This window comes from Leisingera aquaemixtae, from assembly GCF_006740765.1.
In the GTDB taxonomy this organism is placed as follows: Bacteria; Pseudomonadota; Alphaproteobacteria; order Rhodobacterales; family Rhodobacteraceae; genus Leisingera; species Leisingera aquaemixtae.
In genome coordinates this window covers 965220-989386 of the sequence record NZ_CP041159.1, presented here as the reverse complement: position 1 = coordinate 989386, position 24167 = coordinate 965220, and the positions used below count along the sequence as shown (strand labels likewise).

26 protein-coding genes are annotated in these 24167 nt (G+C 65.4%); 17 read left to right on the top strand and 9 right to left on the bottom strand.

Translation table 11 applies throughout. The features are described from left to right. Window positions 1–26 precede the first annotated feature (26 nt). The 14 genes from R2C4_RS06485 (at window position 27) to R2C4_RS06420 (ending at window position 13823) form a co-directional block, all read left to right on the top strand. Complete coding sequence (locus R2C4_RS06485; protein ID WP_141890039.1) at window positions 27–479, top strand: paraquat-inducible protein A; 453 nt, start codon at window positions 27–29, stop codon at window positions 477–479. Between the two features lie 142 nt (window positions 480–621). Then, window positions 622–1404 (top strand): DNA repair protein, encoded by a 783-nt coding sequence (locus R2C4_RS06480; RefSeq protein WP_141890038.1) that lies wholly within the window; start codon window positions 622–624, stop codon window positions 1402–1404. Window positions 1405–1591: 187 nt separating this feature from the next. Then, the gene (gene radA, locus R2C4_RS06475; protein WP_141890037.1) at window positions 1592–2953 is read left to right on the top strand and encodes a DNA repair protein RadA; all 1362 of its coding nucleotides are present in this window, start codon (window positions 1592–1594) and stop codon (window positions 2951–2953) included. 42 nt (window positions 2954–2995) lie between these two features. Next, a complete protein-coding gene (locus tag R2C4_RS06470; RefSeq protein WP_008553790.1) occupies window positions 2996–3550 on the top strand; it encodes a CvpA family protein in 555 nt (184 codons plus the stop codon). Window positions 3551–3937: 387 nt separating this feature from the next. Next, window positions 3938–4615: a Hint domain-containing protein gene (locus tag R2C4_RS06465; RefSeq protein ID WP_141890036.1), complete on the top strand. Its 678-nt coding sequence runs from the start codon at window positions 3938–3940 to the stop codon at window positions 4613–4615. A 275-nt stretch (window positions 4616–4890) separates the two neighbouring features. After that, window positions 4891–6291, top strand: a complete 1401-nt coding sequence (locus R2C4_RS06460) for a selenium-binding protein SBP56-related protein (RefSeq protein ID WP_058287949.1) — start codon at window positions 4891–4893, stop codon at window positions 6289–6291. Between the two features lie 3 nt (window positions 6292–6294). Continuing rightward, a complete protein-coding gene (locus tag R2C4_RS06455; protein WP_141890035.1) occupies window positions 6295–6954 on the top strand; it encodes a hypothetical protein in 660 nt (219 codons plus the stop codon). A 355-nt stretch (window positions 6955–7309) separates the two neighbouring features. Further along, a complete protein-coding gene (purF, locus tag R2C4_RS06450; protein WP_141890034.1) occupies window positions 7310–8830 on the top strand; it encodes an amidophosphoribosyltransferase in 1521 nt (506 codons plus the stop codon). A 159-nt stretch (window positions 8831–8989) separates the two neighbouring features. Continuing rightward, on the top strand, window positions 8990–9532 hold the full coding sequence (locus tag R2C4_RS06445) for a DUF2199 domain-containing protein (RefSeq protein ID WP_141892049.1): 543 nt from the start codon (window positions 8990–8992) through the stop codon (window positions 9530–9532). A gap of 160 nt (window positions 9533–9692) precedes the next feature. Next, the gene (locus R2C4_RS06440; RefSeq protein ID WP_058287946.1) at window positions 9693–9968 is read left to right on the top strand and encodes a hypothetical protein; all 276 of its coding nucleotides are present in this window, start codon (window positions 9693–9695) and stop codon (window positions 9966–9968) included. A gap of 112 nt (window positions 9969–10080) precedes the next feature. After that, on the top strand, window positions 10081–10728 hold the full coding sequence (locus tag R2C4_RS06435) for an SDR family NAD(P)-dependent oxidoreductase (protein WP_141890033.1): 648 nt from the start codon (window positions 10081–10083) through the stop codon (window positions 10726–10728). 235 nt (window positions 10729–10963) lie between these two features. Then, window positions 10964–11758: a 5'/3'-nucleotidase SurE gene (surE, locus tag R2C4_RS06430; RefSeq protein ID WP_058287945.1), complete on the top strand. Its 795-nt coding sequence runs from the start codon at window positions 10964–10966 to the stop codon at window positions 11756–11758. A gap of 8 nt (window positions 11759–11766) precedes the next feature. Further along, the gene (locus R2C4_RS06425; RefSeq protein ID WP_141890032.1) at window positions 11767–12414 is read left to right on the top strand and encodes a protein-L-isoaspartate(D-aspartate) O-methyltransferase; all 648 of its coding nucleotides are present in this window, start codon (window positions 11767–11769) and stop codon (window positions 12412–12414) included. A gap of 158 nt (window positions 12415–12572) precedes the next feature. Further along, window positions 12573–13823 (top strand): peptidoglycan DD-metalloendopeptidase family protein, encoded by a 1251-nt coding sequence (locus R2C4_RS06420; RefSeq protein ID WP_208764527.1) that lies wholly within the window; start codon window positions 12573–12575, stop codon window positions 13821–13823. Window positions 13824–13897: 74 nt separating this feature from the next. Here the strand turns inward: R2C4_RS06420 and R2C4_RS06415 are convergent, their stop codons facing one another. From R2C4_RS06415 to R2C4_RS06395, 5 genes are all read right to left on the bottom strand, one after another. After that, entirely contained in the window at window positions 13898–14740 is an 843-nt protein-coding gene (locus R2C4_RS06415; protein ID WP_141890031.1) for an ATP-binding protein, read from the bottom strand. A gap of 176 nt (window positions 14741–14916) precedes the next feature. Then, the gene (locus R2C4_RS06410) at window positions 14917–15363 is read right to left on the bottom strand and encodes a hypothetical protein (RefSeq protein WP_141890030.1); all 447 of its coding nucleotides are present in this window, start codon (window positions 15361–15363) and stop codon (window positions 14917–14919) included. Window positions 15364–15645: 282 nt separating this feature from the next. After that, entirely contained in the window at window positions 15646–16548 is a 903-nt protein-coding gene (gene tatC / locus R2C4_RS06405) for a twin-arginine translocase subunit TatC (protein WP_141890029.1), read from the bottom strand. Then, the gene (tatB, locus tag R2C4_RS06400) at window positions 16545–17009 is read right to left on the bottom strand and encodes a Sec-independent protein translocase protein TatB (protein WP_058287937.1); all 465 of its coding nucleotides are present in this window, start codon (window positions 17007–17009) and stop codon (window positions 16545–16547) included. The genes tatC and tatB overlap by 4 nt, the downstream gene beginning before the upstream one ends. Window positions 17010–17015: 6 nt before the next feature. Next, window positions 17016–17231 (bottom strand): twin-arginine translocase TatA/TatE family subunit, encoded by a 216-nt coding sequence (locus tag R2C4_RS06395; protein WP_141890028.1) that lies wholly within the window; start codon window positions 17229–17231, stop codon window positions 17016–17018. A gap of 226 nt (window positions 17232–17457) precedes the next feature. Here R2C4_RS06395 and R2C4_RS06390 point away from each other — a divergent pair, with 226 nt between their 5' ends. The 3 genes from R2C4_RS06390 to R2C4_RS06380 all read left to right on the top strand — a co-directional run bounded on the left by R2C4_RS06390 (window position 17458) and on the right by R2C4_RS06380 (window position 19392). Then, window positions 17458–17766, top strand: coding sequence for a hypothetical protein (locus R2C4_RS06390; RefSeq protein ID WP_141890027.1), 309 nt, complete (start codon window positions 17458–17460; stop codon window positions 17764–17766). An 83-nt stretch (window positions 17767–17849) separates the two neighbouring features. Continuing rightward, window positions 17850–18524 carry a helix-turn-helix transcriptional regulator gene (locus tag R2C4_RS06385; protein WP_141890026.1) on the top strand — a complete coding sequence of 225 codons (675 nt, stop codon included), beginning with the start codon at window positions 17850–17852 and terminating at the stop codon, window positions 18522–18524. 232 nt (window positions 18525–18756) lie between these two features. After that, window positions 18757–19392: a DUF998 domain-containing protein gene (locus tag R2C4_RS06380; RefSeq protein WP_141890025.1), complete on the top strand. Its 636-nt coding sequence runs from the start codon at window positions 18757–18759 to the stop codon at window positions 19390–19392. Window positions 19393–19544: 152 nt separating this feature from the next. On the opposite strand, the gene R2C4_RS06375 is transcribed toward R2C4_RS06380, so the two are convergent. The 4 genes from R2C4_RS06375 to R2C4_RS06360 form a co-directional block, all read right to left on the bottom strand. Continuing rightward, a complete protein-coding gene (locus R2C4_RS06375; RefSeq protein ID WP_141890024.1) occupies window positions 19545–20396 on the bottom strand; it encodes a GNAT family N-acetyltransferase in 852 nt (283 codons plus the stop codon). 42 nt (window positions 20397–20438) lie between these two features. Further along, the gene (locus R2C4_RS06370; protein WP_141890023.1) at window positions 20439–21545 is read right to left on the bottom strand and encodes an ABC transporter ATP-binding protein; all 1107 of its coding nucleotides are present in this window, start codon (window positions 21543–21545) and stop codon (window positions 20439–20441) included. A gap of 224 nt (window positions 21546–21769) precedes the next feature. Then, a complete protein-coding gene (locus tag R2C4_RS06365) occupies window positions 21770–22819 on the bottom strand; it encodes a methyltransferase domain-containing protein (RefSeq protein WP_141890022.1) in 1050 nt (349 codons plus the stop codon). 220 nt (window positions 22820–23039) lie between these two features. After that, window positions 23040–24161, bottom strand: coding sequence for a hypothetical protein (locus R2C4_RS06360; protein WP_141890021.1), 1122 nt, complete (start codon window positions 24159–24161; stop codon window positions 23040–23042). Window positions 24162–24167 lie beyond the last annotated feature (6 nt).

The following is a 24167-nucleotide window of genomic DNA, read 5'->3' as shown; positions in this document are numbered from 1 at the left end:
GGCCGCTGCCAGTTTTGGAGACGCAGATGACCCTCCGCCTACTTACCCTCTCGCTCCTGATCCTCTACCCCGTGGCCTGGTTTGCGCCGCTGATGCGGGCGGGGCTCCTGCCGGTCTTCGGCCTCAGCGAGATCTCGGTGATCACGGGGCTGCAATCCCTGTGGGGCAGCGACGCGGTGCTGGCGCTGATCGTCACCTTCTTTGCGATCTTCGCCCCCTACCTCAAAACCATCGGCCTGGCGCTGGTGCAGTGGAACCTGCTGGACGCGCGGCTGAAGCCGGTGCTGCATGTGCTGGGCAAGCTCGCGATGGCCGATGTGTTCCTGATCGCGCTCTATATCACCCTCGCCAAGGGCATTGGCCTCGCCACCATCGAGACCGCCTGGGGCCTCTACCTGTTCACCGGCTGCATCCTGGCCTCGCTGGGGCTGGGCATGGCAAATACGGCGCAGGCGTTCAGGAAAGATATCAGCGGATAGTTGCCAAAAATTTGATTCTTGTGCAACATTTTGCCGACGAACCGCGTTGTTGTGTTCCGAGGGTGCCGCCGTGGACGGCCTGAGAAGGCCACCCCCCCTGCCACCGGCCCCCGGGTGGTTTCGCTATTTTGGAGGGGTATTCATGTCCGCTGTTCACACTGTCCTGTTCAAATCCCAGGCGCTGTTCCTGCGCCTCACGTTTGCTCTGATCTGCATTGCCGCTCTGGGCGCGGTCTTGGCGACAGCGCTGTCTGCTGCCGGTGTCTGGCCCTGGCTGACGCTGCAGGCGGGGCTGGACGGGACCTATTATCCGCAGGCCGGCATGGTGGCGCAGATCACGCTGACCGCGCTGGTGCTGATGCTGGCGTTTTTCCTGCCAGCAAACGGCCGCATGCTGGCGCTGGAAAACTCGCACCGCAAATTCAGCGTGCAGATGGAGGATGTCGCCCGCGCCTATCACACCGCCCATGCCGACGACCGCAAGGGGCTGTTCACCGCCCGCTCCGAGTTCGACGCGGTGAAGGAACGGCTGGCCTTCATGCGCAACCACCCGGACCTGGGCGACCTGGAACCGGAAGTGCTGGAACTGGCGGCGCAGATGAGCCAGGTCAGCCAGGATTTGGCCAGCACCTATTCCGACGCCAATGTCGAGCGCGCCCGCACCTTTCTGAAGCAGCGCCAGCAGGAACTGGATGCCTTCCAGGCCCGGCTGGAGGATGCCAAGATGGTGATGCACGAGCTGCGCCAGTGGACCCGCGATGTGGAAATCGAGGAATCGCTGGCAAAGTCGCACCTGGGCCGCCTGCGCGAGGAGCTGTTCGAGCTGCTCCCGGAACTGTCGGCGCAGCTGCAAAGCCCGCCGGACGGCACCGATCCCGAAACCGGCAGCGTGGTCGCGATGAAGCCGCCGCGGCGCGCCGACTGACCTGGGTGCCGGGGCGCTGCCCCCGGCCCTCACGGGCCTCCCCCGGGATATTTTCAGCCAGATGAAGACCGGATCCATCTTCATCTGGCCCTAAATATCCCGGAGCGCGAGGCAGAGCCTCGCATCCGGCGGTGCAGCCAGCCGCAGCCCTCTTGAACAAAACAGAAACATCTGCCACTGATCCGGCATGGCAAAAACAACTTTCTCCTGCTCGGCCTGCGGGGCCAGCTTTTCCAAATGGTCGGGCCGCTGCGAAGGCTGCGGCGACTGGAACACCATCAGCGAAGATCAGGGGTTGTCCTCCGGTCCCGCCAAGAAATCCTTGGGCGTCAAGCGCGGCCGCACCATTCAGCTGACGGATCTGTCGGCGCGGGAAACACCGCCGCCGCGCACCTGCTGCGGCGCGGGAGAGCTGGACCGGGTGCTGGGCGGCGGGCTGGTGCCGGCCTCGGCGATCCTGGTGGGCGGCGATCCGGGCATCGGCAAATCCACCCTGCTGCTGCAGGCGGCGGCGCGGTTTGCCCATGCGGGGCTGAAGACGGTCTATGTGAGCGGCGAGGAAGCCTCGGCCCAGGTGCGGATGCGGGCGCAGCGGCTGGGGCTGGCGGATGCGCCGGTGCAGCTGGCAGCAGAGACCAACCTGCGCGACATCCTGACGACGCTGGAGGCGGAGAAGCCGCAGCTGGCGATCATCGACTCGATCCAGACCATGTGGGCCGATCACGTGGACAGCGCCCCCGGGTCCGTCAGCCAGGTGCGCGCGGCGGCGCATGAGCTGACCACCTTTGCCAAGCGCAACGGGGTGTCGGTGATCATGGTGGGCCATGTTACCAAGGACGGCCAGATCGCAGGCCCCCGGGTGGTCGAGCATATGGTCGACACGGTGCTGTATTTCGAGGGCGAGCGCGGCCATCAGTTCCGCATCCTGCGCGCGGTCAAGAACCGCTTTGGCCCGGCCGATGAGATCGGCGTCTTCGAGATGACCGGCGGCGGGCTAGCGGAAGTGGTGAACCCCTCTGCCCTGTTTCTGTCCGAACGCGGCGAGCCCAGCCCGGGATCGGTGGTGTTTGCGGGCATCGAAGGCACCCGCCCGGTGCTGGTCGAGATGCAGGCGCTGATTGCGCCCTCGCCGCATTCGCAGCCGCGCCGGGCGGTGGTCGGCTGGGACAGCTCGCGGCTGGCGATGATCCTGGCCGTCCTTGAGGCGCGCTGCGGCATTCCGTTTGCCGGGCTGGATGTCTATCTGAACGTGGCGGGCGGCATGAAGATTTCCGAGCCGGCCGCCGACCTGGCGGTGGCCGCGGCGCTGCTGAGTGCGCGGGAAGACGTCGCTTTGCCCGCCGATACCGCGGTTTTCGGAGAAATTTCGCTATCCGGGGCCCTGCGCCCGGCACCGCAGACCGAAAACCGGTTGAAAGAGGCGCAAAAACTTGGTTTCACGGCGGCGATTGCCCCAAGCGGCAGCAAAACCGTGTCCGTAAATGGCCTGAACTTGCGAAAGTCCAGCGACCTGGCCGGTTTTGTTGGCGAATTCTTCGGGGCCGGCTAAAGTCGCAAAAAATTTGATACCGCAGGTAAACGGGCGAGGGACATGGAAGGTTTCACAATCATTGACGGGGTCGTGGCCCTGGTCATCGTCGTATCGGCGCTGCTGGCCTATTCGCGCGGATTCGTGCGCGAGGCCATGGCCATCGCCGGCTGGATCGCCGCCGGCATCCTCGCCTTCATCTTTGCGCCGCAGGTCGAGCCGCTGATGGCGGAGATCCCCGTGATCGGCGAATTCATCGCCGACAGCTGCGAGCTGTCGATCATCGCCGCCTTTGCCGCGGTGTTCGCGCTGGCGCTGATCGTGGTCTCCTTCTTCACGCCGCTGTTCTCGACCCTGGTGCAGCGCTCGGCGCTTGGCGGGGTGGACCAGGGCGCGGGCTTCTTCTTCGGGGTGCTGCGCGGCATCCTTCTGGTGGCGATTGCCTTCTTCCTCTACGCGGTAGTGATGACCGGGCAGAGCTTTACCGTGGTTGACGAAAGCCGCTCCGCGGTGGTGTTCGAGCGCATGATCGGCAAGATCGAGGAGCGCAATCCCGAGCAGGCCCTGGGCTGGGTCACTCAGCAGTACGAGGCGCTGATCGGCAGCTGCGGGCAGTAACCGCGCAAAGCACATTTCCGGGACAGATCCGAACGGGCGCCGCAGTGGCGCCCGTTTTTCTTTGCTATCAAAGCGTTCACACAGTTATCCACAGAGTCATCACCGTAATTATTAACAGCGCAACCTTGCGTTAATACCTTGTTAACCAACAGGAATCGCGATTCGAGCCGCGCGGGCGCCGAGCGTCAAACGACGGTCAATTCTTAACAAATCCTCAGGCTGCACCGTCAAAAGGTTAACAATGCCGGGTAAAACCGTGCTTTTGTCCCCAAAAATCCGCCGCATCCCGGAAGGGGCCGCACCCCTGCCCCAATTTGGTCCCAATTCGGGGGCCTGATGGCTTCAACGGCAAGACGCCGGGCCAAAGACGCTCAGAAGGGACACAAAATGCAGCTGGATCACACCACAGATTTCGCCGACTTCCTGCCGGTTGATATGCTGCTGAACACTCCCCTGCCGCAGTCCTGCAACCCGGCGCCGAAGCGTGCCCGCATCCGCAGCGGCGGCTTTCTGCCCGCCACCCTGTTGGAGACCGAAGAAGGCTTCAAGCAAGCCCGCGACATCAAGCCCGGCGACATGGTGTTCACCTTTGACGGCGGCGCCCAGGAAGTGAAAGCGGTCCGCCATGCCGTGCCGCGCCTGACCACCTGCATGCATGTCCCCGCCGGCGCCCTGGGCAATGACACCGATCTGATGCTGCCCTCAGACCAGAAAGTGGCGCTGGAGATGGACACCGCCGAGCGCCTTTTCGGGCTGCCGGTTGTGGTCACCAAGCTGATCGCCCTGGCCGGCTACAAGGGCATCACCGCCGCCGCGCCCGAGCGTCTGGGCCGGATCCATTTCGAATTTGCGGAAGAAGAGCTGGTCTGGGCCGAAAGCGGCATGCTGCTGCCCGCCGGCGATGACTCCGAAGGCTCTGCCTTTCACCATCTGTCGCTGACCGAAACCCGCCAGGTCCTGGCCAGCGGCGAGGGCCGTGCCCTTGCGGACACCGGCATGGGCGCGGAAGACGCCCGCCTGCCTGCGCCGCTGGACAACCTGCTGGACCGCATTCTGGCGGCCTGACCGCCAACCGTTTTTCCCTCCCCCACCTTTGGCCCGCCTTGCTGCGGGCCTTTCCTTTTGCAGCGGCGTACCCAAGGCGATCGTGCAGAGGTCCGCCCGGCCGGCCTGGCAGCGGCCAAAACGCGCGCATTACGGCCATTCAGGCAGAACATTATTCCCCAAGGCGGGCGCAATTCAAAAAAATTTGCCCGAAATCCGGATGTGTGACAGCATCACCCCGGGCGCAGCTAGAAGACCAAAATTTCAGGCGCCTGTTTTCCAGGGAGGATTTGACGATGAACTTGAGGCCTGACCCCACTTTTCATGCCACCCCCAGGCTTGCCATGGAGGCCCCGGCGGAAACGCTGGCCTTTACCCTGATGCTGAGCCCCGACGGCTCCCAGCCCGACGGGCTGGCGGTGGTCGATGTCGACCCGAAGTCCGACAGCTATGGCGAGATCGTGCATCAGCTGATCATGCCCAACAAAGGCGACGAATTTCACCACTTCGGCTGGAACGCCTGCTCCTCGTCGCTGTCGCCGCTGTCCGGCCACGCGTTTCTGGAGCGGCGCTACCTGATCATTCCGGGCATCCGCTCCAGCCGGATCTACGTGGTGGACGTGAAGGAGCCGCGCGCGGCGAAGATCCACAAGATCATCGAGCCCGAGGAGGTTTTTGCCAAGACTGGCTATTCGCGCCCGCACACCATCCACTGCGGCCCTGAAGGCATCTATGTCTCCACCCTGGGCGGCGGCGGCGAGGATGGCACCGACGGCCCCCCGGGCATCTTCATCATGGATTGCGAGACCTTCGAGATCCTGGGCCGCTACGAGATGGACCGCGGCAAGCAGGACAAGCATTATGACTTCTGGTGGAACCTGCCGCGCGACTACATGGTGAGTTCGGAATGGGGCCTGCCGCCGCAGTTCGAAAACGGCATCGTGGCGGAGGATCTGCTGAGCAACAAATACGGCCACTCGATCCATTTCTGGAACCTGCGTCAGCGCAAGAACGTGCAGACCATCGACCTGGGCGAAAACCACCAGATGGCGCTGGAGATCCGGCCCGCGCATGACCCCTCCAAGGATTACGGCTTTTGCGGAGTGGTGGTTGACACCACCAACCTGCAGGGCGCGATCTTCACCTGGTGGCAGCAGGCCGACGGCAGCTTTGAGGCCAAGAAGACCATCACTATCGACCCGCGGCCCGAGAAGCCGGAAAACCTGCCGCCGCTGTTGCAGGGGTTCGAGGCGGTGCCGCCCCTGGTCACCGATATCGACCTGAGCCTGGATGACAGGTTCCTGTACGTCGCCTGCTGGGGCCTGGGCGAGATGCATCAGTATGATGTGTCCGACCCGATGAACCCCAAGCTGGCCGGCAAGGTGGAGATCGGCGGCATTGCGCGGAACGCCAAGCACCCCAACGGCAAGGACTTTGCCTATGGCCCGCAGATGGTCGAGATCAGCCGCGACGGCAAGCGGGTCTACTGGACCAACTCGCTCTATTCCACCTGGGATGACCAGTTCTATCCGGACGCCGAGGGCGGCCAGATGGTGATGGCCAATGCCGGTGAAAACGGCGGGCTGGAGCTGGACAAGGACTTCTATGTGGAATTCCCCAAAGGCTACCGCAGCCACCAGATCCGGCTGGAGGGCGGCGACTGCTCCACCGACAGTTTCTGCTACCCCTCCGCCTGACGCGTGGCAGAGATCAGCACGGCGGCGGCCCTGTGGGGGGCCGTTGCCGCCTCTGGCATCTATCACGGGGTGAACCCAGGCATGGGCTGGCCCTTGGCGGTGTCAGCCGCGCTGATGGACCGGAAGCAGGGCAGCCTGTGGCGGGCGCTGGCGGCGCTGGCGGCCGGGCACCTGCTGGCGATGGCGGCGATCCTGTTTCCGTTCTCGGCGCTGATGGTGCTTGCACAATGGCAGCGGGAAATCCAGATTGGTGCGGCCTGCCTGGTGATCGCCCTGGGCCTTTACCTGCTGTGGAACCGCCGCCACCCGCGGTTCCTGGCGCGGGTTCCGCCGTCGCGGCTGGTGCTGTGGTCGTTCCTGGCGGCGATGGCGCATGGCGCGGGGCTGATGCTGGTGCCGATCTACCTTGGGATCTGCCGCACGGTTGAGACGGATGCAGGCCACGCCGCCGCAGGCACGCTGATCACCGGCAATGCGGGTATCGCCGCGCTGGTGGCGCTGCTTCATACCGCTGCGATGACCGCAGCGGGCGGCGCGCTGGCCTATGGGATCTACCGCTGGGTGGGGCTGAAATTCCTGTCCAAAGGATGGTTCAACCTGGATCTGGTCTGGGCGCTGAGCCTGGTGCTGGTCGGGTCCATCTCGCTGCTGACGCTGCCCTGACGGCAGGGGTGCTGCCCCGCCGCCGCCGCAGTGCAGCGGGGAAGTGTGATCCTTTGATGACAGCAGGGGCGAAAGCCACTATGTGAGGGCGCGAACAGGAAACGGATTCGGAGCCTCACCGCCTTGCCGCTGCTGCCCGCCTGCCTTTGTGGACCTGACCTGCCGCGCCCGGCGCCGGGGTCTGCTGCCGCAATCGGCCCTCAGGCCGGCGGCCGGGCCTGCGCCCAAGCACCGGGCCGGAGTGCGGCCAAAGCAGCCGGATTGGCGCCCAAGCGCACAAATGCGCTAGACTGCCGGCACCACCGCTTCCAGCATCAACCGAACAGCAAAGCCTAAGTGGGATTGGAGCCAGCCAATGTGCGGGATTTTGGGGATCGCAAGCCGGGACACGGATGTCTTTGCGGAAATTTATGACGGGCTCTTGATGCTGCAGCACCGCGGCCAGGACGCCTCGGGCATCGTGACCTACACCGGCGAGTTCTTCCGCGAGCGCAAGGAAAACGGACTGGTCAAGGATGTGTTCGGCCCCGCAGACGCCGAGACCCTGACTGGCCGCGTCGGCATGGGCCACGTCCGCTATCCCACTGCGGGCTCGCTCAGCGCCTCCGAGGCGCAGCCGTTCTTCGTCAACGCGCCCTACGGCATCTACCTGGTTCACAACGGCAATATCACCAACACCGCCGAGCAGCGCGAGAAGGTGACCGGCAAGTACAGCCGCCACCTGCGCACCACTTCGGATTCGGAAATCCTGCTGAACGTGCTGGCCGACAAGGTCGCCGATGCGATCAAGGTGAACGGCAATGCCGACCCCGTCCGCAACATCCTGGCCGGCGTCAAGATGACGATGGAGCGGGTGCAGGGCGCCTATTCCGTGCTCTGCCTGATTGCCGGCGTCGGCATGCTGGCCTTCCGCGACCCGCATGGCATCCGGCCCCTGTCGATGGCGGCGCGCCCGGCGGCGGACGGCGGCACCGATTACGCTTTTGCCTCCGAAGACGTGGCCTTTGGCATCAACGGCTTCAAGAAAACCCGCGACGTCAAGCCGGGCGAGGCGATCCTGGTCGACCTGGACGGCAACCTGCACGAGTTCCAGGCGGTCGAGGGCAAGCTGACCCCCTGCATCTTCGAATATGTCTACCTGGCCCGCCCTGACTCGATGATGGACGGGGTGTCGGTCTACAAGACCCAGCTGCGCATGGGCCAGGCGCTGGCCAAGCAGATCGAGGAGTCGGGGCTGGAGATCGACAGCATCATCCCGGTGCCCGATTCGGCCCGCCCCGTGGCGCTGGAAGTCGCCAATTCCACCGGCATCCGCTACCGCGAAGGGCTGGTGAAGAACCGCTATGTGGGCCGCACCTTCATCATGCCCGGCCAGGCCGAGCGGCAGAAGTCGGTGCGCCGCAAGCTCAACGCGATCCCGCTGGAATTCAAGGACCTGAACGTGCTGCTGATCGACGATTCGATCGTGCGCGGCAACACCATCAAGAAGATCGTGCAGATGTGCCGCGAAGCCGGCGCCAAGAAGGTCTATGTCGCCTCCGCCTCGCCGCCGGTGAAGTACCCCAACGTCTATGGCATCGACATGCCGACCAAGCACGAGCTGATCGCAAACGGCCTCAGCATCGAGGAAATCCGCGACGAGCTGGGCGCCGACGCGCTGTTCTACCAGAACCTCGACGACCTGATCTGGGCCGCCAAGGAAGGCAACCCGGATATTGAGCAGTTCGACTGCTCCTGCTTTGACGGCAACTATGTCACCGGCGTCACCAGCGAGTATCTGAACGCGCTGGAAAGCAGCAGCCGGGTCAGCGCCAAGATCCAGGACATGCCGGTCCCCGGCGCCTCCTGGAACGCCCCCAACCTGGCCTCCGGCTGACCCCGCCCCGCCCCCTTGCGGAAAGGGGGGTTTGAACTTCCGGCCGCATCCGCGTATGAGGGCCGCGACCACTGCATGGACAAGGCGCTGGCCGTGACGGCCCGCGCCTTTTTATGCTTCCAGACGAAAGGCCGCCTCTTGGACGCGCATCTTGCCCGCATGCTGACCTCTCCGCGCCAGTGCCGCTGCTGCGGCGCCACCTTTGCGCAACTGCTGAGCCTGAGCTGCGACCGGCCCGATATCTGCTCCGAGGATATGGAGGTGGAGGACAACTCCGCCGTCCTGGCCACCCGCGGCGATATCCTGACCGACGATTTCTGCCGTCTGGGCGATCTGCGCTTTGTCCGCGCGGTGCTGGCGATCCCGCTGCCCGGCAGCCGCGGCGAGGAGTTTCTGCTGGGCACCTGGGCCAGCCTCAGCCGCGATGACTTCGACGCCTATCTCGACCTGTTCGAGATGCGCGAGACGGAAAAGCTGGGCGACCGCCCGGCCTGGCTGGCCAATGCGATCCCGCCGGATATGCCGATGCCCGCGGGCTGCGTTCTGGAGATGCGGCCGGAGGGCCAGTATCCGGAGCTCCAGGTCACCGAGCAGAACCACCCGCTCTATCCGCTGCAAAAGGACGGCGCCGAGCTGGAGGAGCTTCTGGAGCTGCTCTATGCCTATGGCCACGACCTGCCGTCGCTGGTTTTCGACGCCTGACGGGGCATTTCAGCGCAGGCGCGTGCGACCGGCCGCGGCGGCGGCCTTCCACCGATTGCATCCCCGCCGGTCCGCGGCTTCCCGCCGAGCCGCACGCAGGCTGGTTGAACCGGCCCGGCCGATTGACCAGATACGCCCTGACACATCGGGGATGAAGAACATGGCAAACGCAGAAACGGCGGGCGGCACACCCGCCAAGGTGGCCGGACTGGCCACCCAAGGCAATGCAGTGAACCGCAACCGGCTGAACCTTCTGGGCATCTACGGCCCCGAGAACAGCCTGACCGCGCTGGTGCGCCTGCCCAACGGCCGCACCAAGACCGTGACCCGCGGCACCCGCCTGTCCTCGCTGGGCCAGGTGGTGGCGATCGACGCCGAGGGCCTGGTGCTGAGCGCCAACGGCGAGACAAAACGCCTGCCGATGCCCGGCAGCTAAGCGCGGGAGCGCCGCAAATTTCTTCGAAGAAATTTGCCAAGAATTTTCGAAAATTCTTGCCCCGGGCCGCTGCCTCTTGACCTGCCTTCGCCCGCGGCCCAAGAAGGCGCCCATGACAGACAAAATCGCTCTCATCACCGGCGCATCCCGCGGCCTGGGCAGCGCCCTGGCCGAGGCCCTTGCGCCCACCCATCACATCGTCGCCGTGGCGCGCACCACCGGCGCGCTGGAAGAGCTGGACGACCGCATCAAGGCCGCGGGCGGCAGCGCCACCCTGGCACCGATGGACATCACCGTGCCGGAGGCGATGGCAACGCTCTGCCGCGGCATCCATGACCGCTGGGGCAAGCTGGACCTGTGGCTGCACACCGCGATCCATGCCACCGCGCTCTGCCCGGCACCTTCCGTTGCGGCCAAGGACTGGACCAAGGCGGTTGCGGTCAACGCCACTGCCACCTCGGTGCTGATCCCCTATGTGGCGCCGTTGCTGGGCCGGACGGGGCGCGCAGTGTTCTTTGACGACCCCAAGGCGGGCGAAAAGTTCTATGGCACCTATGGCGCCACCAAGGCCGCGCAGATGGCGCTGGCCCGCAGCTGGCAGGCGGAAACCGGACGCACCGGCCCCAAGGTGCGCATTCTGGAGCCGCAGCCGATGGCCACGGCCCTGCGCGCCCGCTTCCACCCCGGCGAGGACCGCGAGGCGCTGACCCCGATCCAGGACGAGGCCGCGCGCCTGCTGCCGCTGATCCTGGCAGACTGACGCCCGAAACCGGCCCCGCGCCGCGCCCCCGCGCGGCGCCCGGCCCAACGCTTGGGACGGCATCTGCGATGCAGGCCAAAGCGGCGGGAGCCCCCGCCCCCCCCGGCGGCTCTGCCTGTTGCCTCCCTGCCCCGCTTTGCGGCGGATGCCGCTTCTCCCAGCGAAAACCTTGCCCCGTTCCGGCACAGGTCCTATTCAATCGAAAACCCGGTTGAAGACGGCAGGCAGACACCCCATGCGCATTCTGATCACCAATGACGACGGCATCAGCGCCGAAGGGCTCACCATCCTGGAGGCCATCGCCCATGAGGTCGCAGGACCGGAAGGCGAGGTTTGGACGGTGGCGCCGGCCTTTGAGCAATCCGGCGTCGCCCATTGCATCAGCTATACCCGCCCCACCATGCTCAGCCAGCTGAGCGAGCGCCGCTTTGCCGCCGAAGGCTCGCCTGCCGACTGCGTGCTGGCGGGGCTGCATGTGGTGATGCACGGCCAAAGGCCCGACCTGGTGCTGTCGGGGGTGAACCGCGGCAACAACTCGGCGGAAAACGCGCTGTACTCCGGCACGCTGGGCGGCGCGATGGAGGCCGCTTTGCAGGGTATCCCGGCGATGGCGCTGTCGCAGTATTACGGCCCCGCCAACCGGGAGACCGGCAATCCGTTTGAGGCCGCTGCCGTGCACGGCGCTGCCCTGATTAAGAAGATCCTGGCCGCCCAGCCGCAGGATGCGCAAGATTACCGGCTGTTTTACAACATCAATTTCCCGCCGGTCCCGGCCGCGGAGGTCAAGGGCACCCGGGTGGCGCCGCAGGGCTGGCGCCCCGGCTGCCATTTCTCGGCCGAGGAGCAGCTGTCGCCCACCGGGCGCCGCTACCTGTGGATCCGCGGCGGCAACCAGCATGTCGAGGCCACGCCCGGCTCCGACGCTGCGGTCAATCTGGACGGCTACATCTCCGTCACCCCGATGCGCGCCGACCTGACCGCGGGCGATGCCCTGGATGCGCTGAAGGCGGTCGAATGGACGGGCAAGTGAGCGCGGCAATGAGCGGACCCGATCCGGAAACCAAGATGCAGTTCCTCTACTCCGTGCGCTCGCGCGGGGTGACCGACCAGAAGGTGCTGGAGGCGATCGAGGAGATCGACCGCGGCCTGTTCGTGCGCGGCATCTTCTCGCAACGCGCCTATGAAGACGTGCCGCTGCCGATTGCCTGCGGCCAGACCATCTCGCAGCCCTCGGTGGTGGGGATGATGACCCAGGCGCTGCAGCTGTCGCAGCGCGACACGGTGCTGGAGGTGGGCACCGGCTCCGGCTACCAGGCGGCGATCCTGTCCAAGCTGGCGCGCCGGGTCTATACCATCGACCGCCACGCCCGGCTGGTGCGCGAGGCGCGGTCCGTGTTCGACCGCCTGCGGCTCGCCAATGTGACCTCGCTGGTCGGCGATGGCAGCCACGGGCTGCCGGACCAGGCGCCCTTTGACCGCATCATCGTGACCGCTGCCGCCGAGGACCCGCCCGGGCCGCTTCTGGCGCAGCTCAAGACCGGCGGCATCATGGTGCTGCCGGTGGGCCAGTCGGACCACGTGCAGACCCTGATCCGGGTACGCAAGACCGAAGACGGGCTGGAATATGACGAGCTGCGCCCGGTGCGCTTCGTGCCGCTGCTTGAAGGGCTGGGCAAGGACAGCTAGGTCCGCTGCCGCAATTGCGCAAGCTGCGTTTGATATTCCTGCGCTGGCCCCGTAAACTGGCGGCGGAATTCAGCCGCCCGCTGAATTGCATGGGCTATAGTGATTGACGCGAGAGAATCCCCGCGAAAAAGGGGGAAGCGTGTTTTGAGGAGAGCAAGATGACCCGGACCCCCCCCACCCGGACCGCGTCCCGCGGGCTGCCCCGTTTCCGGCTGCCCCGGGCCCGGCTGCTGGCGCTGCTGCCCATGGCCGGGGTGCTGGCAGCCTGCCAAAGTCCGCTGGACTATGACCTGCGCGGCCAGCTTGGCGCCTTCAACACCGCCACCGCCGCCCAGTCGGCCACCTCCAGCCGTCCCGCTCCGGATGGCCGCGGGCTGATAACTTACCCCTCTTACCAGGTGGCGGTGGCGCAGCGCGGCGACACCGTCGCGGATGTCGCCGCGCGCATCGGCCTGCCGCCGGAGGAGGTCGCCCGCTACAACGGCATGGCGGCCGGTGACAAGATGCGCCAGGGCGAAGTGCTGGCGCTGCCGCGCCGCGCCCCGGCAGATTTCCCCGCGGACGGCACCGCCGCCCCGGGCTCGGTGGATATCGCCACCCTGGCCGGACAGGCGATTGAGACCGCGCCGCTGACCTCTCCCAGTCCGGGTTCGGTGACCACCACCGCGATCCAGCCGGCGCCCAAACCGCAGCCCGCCAAGGTGCAGCGCGGCCCGGAACCGGTGCGCCACAAGGTGAAACGCGGCGAGACCGCCTATACCATCTCGCGGCTGTATCAGGTGCCGGTGAAATCGCTGGCGGAATGGAACGGCCTGGGCAGCGACTTTGCGGTGCGCGAGGGCCAGTTCCTGCTGATCCCGCTGAAGGAGCAACCGGCGGCCGAACTGACCCCGGCCGCAGCCCCCGTTGCCGTGACCGAACCGGGCGCAGGCACCCAGACGCCGGTGCCGCCCAGCGCCAGCAAGCCGCTGCCGGAAGAAAAGGTCGCGCCCGCCGCGGTCAAGCCCGCGGCAGAGACCCTGCCCAAGCCGGAACTGCCGAAACCCACCCGCGCCAGCAGTGCGGCGATGGCCTATCCGGTGCAGGGCAAGATCATCAAGACCTACTCCAAGGGCCGCAATGACGGGATCGACATTTCCGGAGCCGCCGGTGCGCCTGTGAATGCCGCCGAAGCGGGCACCGTGGCGGCGATCACCAAGGATTCCAACAACGTGCCGATCGTGGTGATCCGTCACAGCCAGAAGCTGCTGACGGTGTATCAGAACGTCGCCAATATCACGGTGAAGAAGGGCGAAACCGTCGCCCGCGGCCAGCGCATCGCCTCCCTGCGCGGCGGCGACGATGCCTATGTGCATTTCGAGGTGCGCGACGGGTTCGAGAGCATCGACCCGCTGAATTACCTGAACTGACGGCGTTAACAGACTGTTAACAAAGAAAAGCCCGGCCAATCAGCCGGGCTTTTCTTTTACTGTACTCAGCGGTCTCAGCGCAGCGCCACTCCGTGCCGCCCGGCCAGATCGGTGAAGAACTGCCAGGCCACCCGGCCCGAGCGCGCGCCGCGTGTCGCCTGCCATTCGATCGCCTCGGCGCGCAAGCCCTCCACGTCCGCCTTGATCCCGTAGGCGGCGCAATAGCCCTCGATCATCGCCAGGTATTCGTCCTGATCGCAAGGGTGGAAGCCCAGCCACAACCCGAAACGGTCGGACAGGGACACCTTCTCCTCCACCGCCTCCGACGGGTTGATGGCGCTGGAGCGCTCGTTCTCGATCATGTCCCGCGGCATCAGGTGGCGGCGGTTGGAGGTGGCGTAGAACACAACGTTCTCCGGCCGCCCCTCGATGCCGCCGTCCAGCACCGCCTTGAGGCTTTTGTAATGCTGGTCGTCATGGCTGAACGACAGATCGTCGCAGAACAGGATGAACCGGTGCTGGGACCCGCGCAGATGGTTCAAAAGCCGCGCCACCGAAGGCAGATCCTCGCGCTGCAGCTCCACCAGCTTCAGCTCCGGGTGATCCCCGGCCAGCGCGCCGTGCACGGCTTTCACCAGGCTCGACTTGCCCATGCCGCGGGCGCCCCACAACAGCGCGTTGTTGGCGGCGAACCCTTGGGCGAAGCGGCGGGTGTTCTCCAGCAGCGTATCGCGGGAGCGGTTGATGCCGACCAGCAGATCCAGATCGACCCGGTTCACCGCCTCCACCGGTTCCAGCCGCTCTGGCCCCACATGCCAGACAAAGGCGCTGGCCGCGTCGAAATCAGGGGTTTCCAATGGCGCCGGAGACATCCGCTCCAGCGCCTCGGCAATGCGGGTCAATGCGTTCTCGTCCATGGGGGGCCTCCGTCCGTCAGTTGCCGGATTTCAAAGCATGTTCAGAGGCAAGCGGCAAGGGGGCTGGGTGAAGGCCACGCGCATCTTCCGGGAGCCCAGGATTGTGCTTGGCGCACAGATTGCCCCCTTAAATGTGCCACGCACAAATGAGTCGATCCGAAGCCCGGTCACTTCCTTCAGAAGTTGACCACGGTGAAGTTCACCATCACTCCCTTGTCCTTTTTTTCGAACTCCCGGGGGTCGGCCCAAACCTTGATCGAAAACTTAGCCTTGGTGTCCAGCTTGGGGTCCAAAACCCATTCGGTGATCGGAATGGTGATTGATGGCACCCCGGCACCCGGCTTCTTCGGAGACCATTTGGCAGTGGCTTTCGGGATAACCGGCGGGCTGCTTCCCGCCGCCCCTTTCTTCTTCTTGTCCAGTTCTTTCTTAAGCTGATCGACCAGGAATTGAACGACCTTTTTGTCGACTGATTTGACTTCTTTACAGACGCCCTTTGTCACCGCGTCTTCGATTTTCTTACCGGCAAGTTCTGGCTTTATGGTTTTTCCCACTTTCTTGGCAATCTTCTTGCACTCGCTTTCCATCTTCTTTTTGGCGGCAGCTGGGATCAGATCAGGCATAACAAACCTCCTAGTTACTAAACCGGACACCGCCTTGTGGAACTCGCCTGCGGCAAATGTGCTTAGTATGATGCTGCAGGTTTTGGGGTCCGCCATCAAGCCTTCTGCCTGCACTGGACTTGCTGCCGGCAGGAGTGGAACCGCATGCAAATGCAGCGGCGGCAGGCGACACGAGCCTCTTTCACCGGGCCCCCGATGCAGCCGGCAAGATGCCTTTTGAGCCTTAAAGCAAAAAAAGCGCGCCCTTCCGGGCGCGCCTTCTCATTTCAAACCGTCTCCGGCTTACTTGTCCTTGCCGTCCTCGGCCTCGAACTCAGCCATCAGAGGATCGTCGGGATGCGCATCCATCTCGTCCTCATCGTCATAGTAGCCGTCGGCGCGCAGCTTTTCCTCGCGCTTTTTCTCGACATGGGCCACCAGGAAGATCGAAATCTCGTACAGCCCGTAAACGACCACAAACAGGATGATCTGGGTGATCACATCCGGCGGCGTCACCAGGGCTGCCAGCACCAGGATCGCAACCACCGCGTATTTGCGGACAGACCCCAGGCCTTCGGCGCTGACCAGACCGGCCTTGCCCATCAGCGTCAACAGCACCGGCAGCTGGAAGCACAGGCCAAAGGCCACGATGAACTTGATCGTCAGGTTCAGGTATTCCTGCGCCGAGCCCTGGAACACCACGCTCAGGCCCTGTGTGACCTCCTCGCCAGTGATCGCCTCGCCAGTGGCGCCGAACTGCTGGAAACCCAGGAAGAAGTCGTAGGCCAGCGGGGTGACGACATAGAAGGCAAAGCTGGCACCCAGAATGAACATGAAGGGCGACGCCACCAGGAAGGGCAGGAACGCCCCCTTCTCAGACTTGTACAGCCCCGGCGCCACAAACCGCCACAGCTGGAACCCGATAAAGGGAAACGCCAGCATAAAGCCGCCAAGGAAGGAGATCTTGATCGCGACAAAGAAACCCTCCTGCGGGCTGATGAAGATCAGCGCGCAGTCCTGGCCGCTCTCCGCCAGCACCTCACACAAGGGCGCGGTGAGGAAGTTGAACACCGGTGTTGCCACGGTGAAGCAGATCACCATGCCGGCGATGAAGGCCAGAACCGAATGAATAAGCCGCGTGCGCAGCTCGGCCAGATGCTCGATCAGCGGTGCGGTTGAGTCGTCGATCTCATCCGGGTTGCTCATGATTTGGCCTCATCATCCGTCTTCAGCGCCGCCTCGGCGGCTTCCGCCTTGGCCAGCGCCTCTTCCGCCTCGCGCGCCTTGCGCTCCGCCGCGGCGCGCGCGGTGGAGGCCTGGATCTTCTTGGCATCCTCGGCGCGCTGCGCCGCCAGCTTGCCGGTCTCGCTGCCGGGGTCGAATTTCGCCGGGTCGATCGACGAAGCCATCTCCTGCGCCGCCTGCTTGATCCCGTCCATGGCAGAGCCGACGGGGTTCGATGCAGTCTTCAGGCCCTTGGCGACCTCATTGACCCCGGCCTCATCCGCCGCGTCATGCATTGCCCGGCTGAATTCGCGCGCCATCCCCTTGGCCTTGCCCACGAACCGCCCGACATTGCGGAACAGCACCGGCAGGTCCTTGGGGCCGACCACGATCAGCGCGACAACGCCGATGACCAGCAGTTCGGTCCACCCAAGATCGAACATCCGCGCTTAGGCCTTGTCTTTTTCGGTCTCGGGGGTCACGTCCTTGGCCGTGTCCGAGGCGTCCTGCTCCAGCTCGTTGCTGCCTTCGCTGATGCCCTTCTTGAATGAGGTGATGCCCTTGCCGACTTCGCCCATCAGCGAGGAAATCTTGCCGCGGCCGAACAGGACCAGAACCACAACGGCGATGAGCAGCAGGCCAGGCAGGCCGATGTTGTTGAGCATAAGTATCTCTCCTTACGTGATCCGGCGCGGGTTTGCAGCGCCGGTGGAATTGTTCGCTACGGGTTTAGCGCGCGGCCCGCTTTGAGCGAAAGCAACTCCGCGCGTGCAAAGCGCCTGCAAGCGAAGGATTTCATCGTTTTTGCAGGCGGCCCGCATCCAACTGACAGGTTTATGTCAGTTGCAACGCGGTAAATCCAGCCCATCACATGAACAAAGGAGAAACGTGATGAGCAAACATGCCGCCGAAATCGTGACCTTCAAACTGGCCGAGGGCGTGAGTCCTGCGGATTTCACAGCGCTGATGCAGCGCACCGAGGCCTTCGTGCGCGCCCAGGACGGCTTTGTCACCCGCCATCTGAGCCGGGGCGCGGACGGCAGCTGGACCGACTATGTGGTGTGGAAGGACATGGCGACGGCGCAAAAGGCGGCGCAGACCTTCATGCAGCAGGACTTTGCCGCCGAGGTGGTTGCAGCGCTTGCACCGGACAGCGCGGCCATGCGCCATGAAGAGGTGCAGTGGCAGATGACGCCCTAAGACCTGAGGGCTGCGCCTGTCCGCTGAAAGGACAGCAGGCGCAGCCCTTGACCTCCTCCCTCCCCCGCGCAAAGGCTAGGCCCATGCGCCGCACCGACCGCCTTTTCGAAATCATCCAGATCCTGCGCGACGGGAAGCTGCACCGCGCCCAGGACATCGCCGGGCGGCTGGAGGTCTCCACCCGCACCATCTACCGCGACATGGACACGCTGATGGCCTCTGGCGTGCCGGTCGAGGGGGAGCGCGGCGTCGGCTACATGGTGCGCGAGCAGATCAGCCTGCCGCCGCTGACCCTGACGCCGGAGGAGCTGGAGGCGCTGAACCTCGGCATGGCCATCGTGGCCGAGGCCGCCGACCCGGACCTGAAGGCCGCCGCCCTGTCGCTGGCGGCCAAGGTGGACGCGGTGCTGCCGGAGCAGACCATTGCCGAGGCCGACGCCTGGAAATTCGCGGTCTATCCCTTCTCGGACGCCGCCCGCGCCCTGGCGCACATGCCGGCGCTGCGTGCTGCGATAAAGGCGCGGCAGAAACTGCAGCTCAGTTACCGCCGCATCGACGGCACCCTGACAGAGCGGAAGATCCGCCCTCTGCACATGGAATACTGGGGCCGGGTCTGGACCCTGACCGCGTGGTGCGAAACGCGAAAGGATTTCCGGGTGTTCCGGGTTGACCTGATCGAAGACGCCTCTGCCCTGCCGGAGCTGTTCGTGGACGAGCCCGGCAAGCGCCTGCAGGACTACGATCCATACGGACGCTAAGATCCGCTCTTCTTCTGGCTGAAAATATTCCGGGGAAGGCGCGCAGCGCCTGGGGCAGAGCCCCCTGCCCCGGCTCTGCACGCGCCGCACCGGATTTCGGATCCGCCTCCAGCCGCGGCCTGGGGCCACGCCCCGCTTGGGCGGCCGCACCTTCCGCTGCCTGCGCTGCAAACGCGGAACAGCTGGCCGCGCCGCCGCGTTGAGTCGCTGTACGCAACCGGAGCCCGCGCCCATGTCCCAGATTTCGCTTCCCCCCGCCCTGCACAGCGCCCCCACCCTCATCATCCTGCTCGCGTGCTATGCCGTTCTCGGCTGTGTCCTGCTGGCCGCCTCGGTGATTGCCGCCGGCGTCATCGTGCCCGGCCATGACTGGGCGGCAGACACGATCAGCGACCTTGGCGCTGGACGCTATGAATTCATCGTCGATTCGGGGCTGTACGCCTTTTCCGCCGCGCTGGTCGCTATCGCCGTCGCCGCTGCCCATGTGCATCTGGGCGGCCGCGGCTGGAGCTTCGGGATCGTCGCCTTTGCGCTGATGGGGCTGATCGTCTTTCTGGTCGGCGCGCGCAATGAATACGGCGACAGCGATAACGAGGGCGTCGTGATCCACATCTACCTGGTCTACGCGCTGGGGGTGCTGATGGCGGTCGCGCCCTGGGTGATGGCAGGTGCGGCGGGGCAGATGGGCCAGGGCTACACGCGGATGCTGCGGGCCATTGCAGTTCTCTGGACGCTGACGGCGCCGGTGTTCTTCTTCCTGCCCACCGGCATCGACGGCCTGTACGAGCGCGGCCTGGGCCTGCTGGCGATTGTTGCCGTCTGCACGCTGGCGCATCTGTTCCTGCGCTACGGGCGCGCGCTGCGCTGACCGCCGCCGCACCGGCAGCCTGTGTGCAAGCGCGGCCTTCACCTTTGCAAAAATACTCCGGGGGTGAAGCCCGTCCCGGGAACCGTCCGGGGGACGGTTTCAGGGCTGAACGGGGCGGAACCCCTATCCAGCGGCGGCGGGGGCAGCGCCCCCTACCCGAGTTCGAAACTGGTCACGCCGTAAATCAGATCCGTCTCCAGCTGCGGCGCAGGCCCGCGATACATCCGCGCGGTCTCGAACACTGGCGCCAGGCCCAGGCCGCGCGCCAGTTCGACCGCCGCGGCATGGGGTTCCGGAACATCCAGGAACACCTCCTGCCCGGGCGGCAGCTCCTGCAGCAGCCGCGCCAGCACCGCCACCGCCGCCGGGCGGGAGACCGCCACCAGCGGCCCGATCTTGCAGCCGCTGCCGCAGCGCCGCAGGGTGCCGAACCCGGCCAAGCGTCCGTCCCGGTACGCGGCAAAGGAGTGATGCCCCGCCGCGCCCAGCCACTGCTGCCAGAAGACCGGGCGCGGCGCCGGGAAGACGCGGGCGTCCAGCGCCTCCAGCTCTGCCGCGGGGGCGCTCAGCGGCGACAGCTCGAAATCCGCGGCGGCCTGCAGCCCGCCGGCGGGCACCCCGCCAAAGCGGATATTGCGGTACGCCAGCTCAAAGCCCGAGCGGCGGTAGTTCGCTTGCTGATCCACCACCCCGTCAAGGCCGACAACCCGGCCCCCGGCATGCTCCAGCGCCTTTTGCCACAGGGCATAGCCATAGCCCTGGCCGCGGTGCGCCGGCGCCACGATGTAAAAGCCGAGGAAGGCGAACGCCTGCCCGTAGTTCACCACCGAGATGCAGGCGATCATCTGCCCGTCCAGGAAGCCGCCCCAGAAACCTTCGGGGTCAACGCTGGCAAAGCACGCGGCATCGCTGTGCCCAGGGTTCCAGCCTTCGCGCGCAGCCCAGTCCGCGGCGGTGCGGATCTCCGTAGGCGTCAACGCCCGGATCTGATAGCTGCCTTGCATCTGCATCTCCTGTTTCACCGGGTGCAGAATGCCCCTTAAGACTCAGGCAGGAAAGACGAAACAGCGGTTGCGGCGCACCGTCAGCCACATCACGCGGCCTTTTTCCGGCAGGAAGACGTTTGGCACCGTCGCCTTAAGGATCGAGCCGTCGAAATCCATCCTGAACTCCACCAGGCTCTCGCTGCCCAGAAACCGGGCGCGCTCCACCACTGCGCGGGCGGCAACGCCGTCGCTGGGGGTGGGCAGCGGGCCCTGGCCGCCGCGGTCAAAGTCGATGCGCAGATGCTGCGGGCGGAACACGATCTCTACCGCGGTGCCGTCCGCCACCCCCGGCGCCAGGAACTCGCCAAAGGCCGTGCGTGCCAGCGCGCCGTTCACCTGCGCCTTCAGCACGTTCACATCGCTGAAGAACGCCACTGCCGCCTTGTCCACCGGATGGGTGTAGACGTTGTAGGGCGCGCCCTGCTGCACGATCCGGCCGCCGCGCATCAGCGCGATCTCGTCGGCCATCCGCATCGCCTCTTCCGGTTCATGCGTGACCAGCAGGACGGCGGTGTCCTCTTCCTTCAGAAGGCTCAGGGTTTCGTCCCGGATGCCGTCGCGCAAGCGGTTATCAAGGCCCGAGAACGGCTCATCCATCAGCATGATCCGCGGCCTGGGCGCAATCGCGCGGGCCAGCGCCACCCGCTGCTGCTCGCCGCCCGACAGCTGGTGCGGGTAGCCGTCGATGAAGCGCTTGAGCGACACCCGGTTCAACAGCTCCTCGACCCGCGCGCGCTTCTCGTCCCGGCTGCCCTTCAGGCCGAAGCCCACATTGTCGGCCACGCTCAGATGCGGGAACAGGGCAAAGTCCTGAAACATCAGCCCGATCTCGCGCCGTTCGGGCGGTACCCGGAACACGGTGTCGCAGATCAGCTTGCCATCGACATAGATTTCGCCGCTGTCCTGCATCTCCACCCCGGCGATCATCCGCAGGGTGGTGGACTTGCCGCAGCCCGACGGCCCCAAAAGGCAGGTGACCTGCCCCGCCCGGATCTTCAGCGAGACGTCATCCACCACCGCGCGGCCCTCGAAGAAGCGCCGGATATTGCGGATTTCCAGCCGCGGCGGGGCCATGGTGCTGTGCATCTTCGCTGGGGCAGTGTTCATGGGGCCTCGGGGCTTTTCCGATAAAAACGCTTGGGGTCACGCCGGGATAGCAATCCTGCTCAGCCGCCGCAAGCGGTCAGCACTGCGTGAAAAACCTACTGCCCGGCCTATAGGCCGGGCAGCGCCCGTCCCGCCCCCCACGGGGCGGGCGCTTCTCGCCCTCCCCGCCGGGCCGGGCGCCGCTCTCTGTTTGAGCTTTCAAGTCCTGGTTTACGGCCTTCCTTCTAGCAGCACCCCTGAGCGGTGCCGTCCAGCTCCAGCCCGTTAAAGGGAGAATTGCCGCCGCACCCCTCGAAAATCCCGTAGTGGGTCTCAAACGAGCCGATGAATTCGAAATGCGGTGCCAGGCGCGTGTCTTGCAGCATCATCCAGGTGTTGCCGCAGACCGGGAATACCTTGCCTGCTTCCATCACATGATGATCATCCAGCACGAAACGGTGCGGCGCGTGCTCGATTGTGCCCTTGTAGATCACCGCCTGCCCGTAATCCTCGCAGGCCGGCTCCAGCGCTGGCAGCTTGAACAGCCGGTAGGTGGCCGACAGGAACTTCAGCGGCTGCACCCGCTTTTCCAGCACCGGATTCTCGATGGTCAATAGCCGTGAGGTCACCATCCGCGGGTCCTTGAACCCGGCCTCTTTCGCGATGGCCAGGAAGTCGTTCCAATAGAGCGCGCCGGACAGGCATTCGCCGTACAGCACCTCATCCTCGGCCAGCGCCTGCGGCACCCGGCGGTCGGCGTAGACATCGGAGAAATACATCTCCCCGCCCTCTTTCAGAAGATGATACGCCCCGCGCAGCACCGCGCCCTTGTCGGTGGCCAGGTTGATCACACAGTTGGAGACGATGATGTCGAAAGAGCCCGGCTCCAGATCCAGCGCGTCCAGAGTCTCGATATAGCCGTGATGGAATTCGACATTGGACCGGGCATGGCCGAAGGCCTCGGCGTGGTGGTCCTGATGGCGCCGCGCCACCTCCAGCTGCGCAGGCGTCATATCAACACCCACCACCTTGCCATGCTCCCCAACCAGCGCCGACAGCGCATAGACATCGCGGCCCGCACCGCAGCCCAGATCAAGGATGCGCGCGCCCTCCAGCGCCTCCGGCGCAATCAGGCCGCAGCCGTAATAGCGGGTCAGCACCTCGTCATGGACCTTGGACAGCACAGCCTTCACATGGTCCGGCATGTCGTCCGGCGTGCAGCAGGCGTTGGTCTGAAGATCAGCGCTGCCCTGCAGCACCTCGCCGTAATAAGCCTGCACGTTTTCGTGGTTCATGGGGACGCCTTTCCTTGAGGGTTGCGGACCGACTGGATAGCGGCCACCAGTCACCCGTTCAATCGGTCCTGCGAGAGGTCTGACGCAAGTGTGATGGAGTGTGCGATACAAAGTTCTGAGGGCAACGCCCGTCCGCGGGCGGAAGCGAAGCGCCCGCCCATGGGGGCGGACGGGCGCTGCCCGGCGTGCCGCCGGGCGAAAGAGCAGTGTCTGCGTTACCTCACCCTTCCGGCAGCAGCTCAAACGCGGCCTCGGCGCGCACCTTGCCGTTCACCATCAGCTCCACCCGGTGCGGCCCCGGCACCAGCTTGAAGGTGGTCGCATCCCCCTTCAGCTTGTGCTTCTTGCCCAGTTCCAGCGTGCCGCCGCTGATCTTTGCCTGTTTCAGCTTGAACACCTTGGCCGAGGTTTTCCCCGCAGGGCGCTGGAAATGCAGGATGTAATCGACCAGCACCGGCGCGCCCGCAGCCCCGTCCAGACGGCAGGAGAGATCCAGCGCCCCGCCGATACGCACGGTCTCCGGGACCCTGATCCGCGCGTCCAGCGCCAGATCCGGATCATAGCCCAGCATCGCCATCGCGCGCGGATGGCCCGCCTTCACCAGCCCGCGCAGGGCGTGGCCGGTCATCCAGTCCAGCTCCTTGCGCTGCTGCTGCCCGGCCTGGCGCCAGCGCTGCAGCCGGTCCATCACCAGATCCGGATCCTTCTTGGCAATGTCGTTCAGATGATTGGCGACCGAGCGGGTGACAAAGCGGGCGCCATCGCCGTGCAGCCGGTCCAAAAGCGGCAGCGGGGCGCCGAGCGCAAGGCCCACCGCCTCGCCCCAGGGCAGCCGCGGGCGGGTGCCCTCGCTGACCAGCCGCCGCACGTGATAGCTGCTGTGCCCGGCCCAGTCCTGCATCCGCGCCAGCACCTCATCCGGCCAGCGGTTCAGGAAAGGCCGGATCGCCCATTCCATCGAAAACCGCTGGGTGATTTCCTCCAAGAGGTCCAGCGACAGATCCCGGTGCGCCTCAAGGCCCAGCGCGGCGACATATTCCCCCAAGGGGGCAAAGATGAAGTCGCCGAAGTCATCATCCGTCTTGCCGGGATCCAGCGGCGGCGGCAGCGCTTTCAGCAGAATGGGCGCTGCCTCGGGCAAGGCTGCGGGCAGATGATCCGCCAGCACCTGCGCAATCAGCGCGATTCTCTGCTTCAGCTCCAGCGCCGGCAGCTCCGCCATCACCTGGGCCTCAAAAGCCTCAGCATCAAACCCGGCCTCAGCCGCGGAAAAAAGGCCCGCCAGATAGCGGACCTTTTCGCGGTTGAACAGCTGGTCCTTCAGGGAAAACCCGCTGGCCATGCGGCG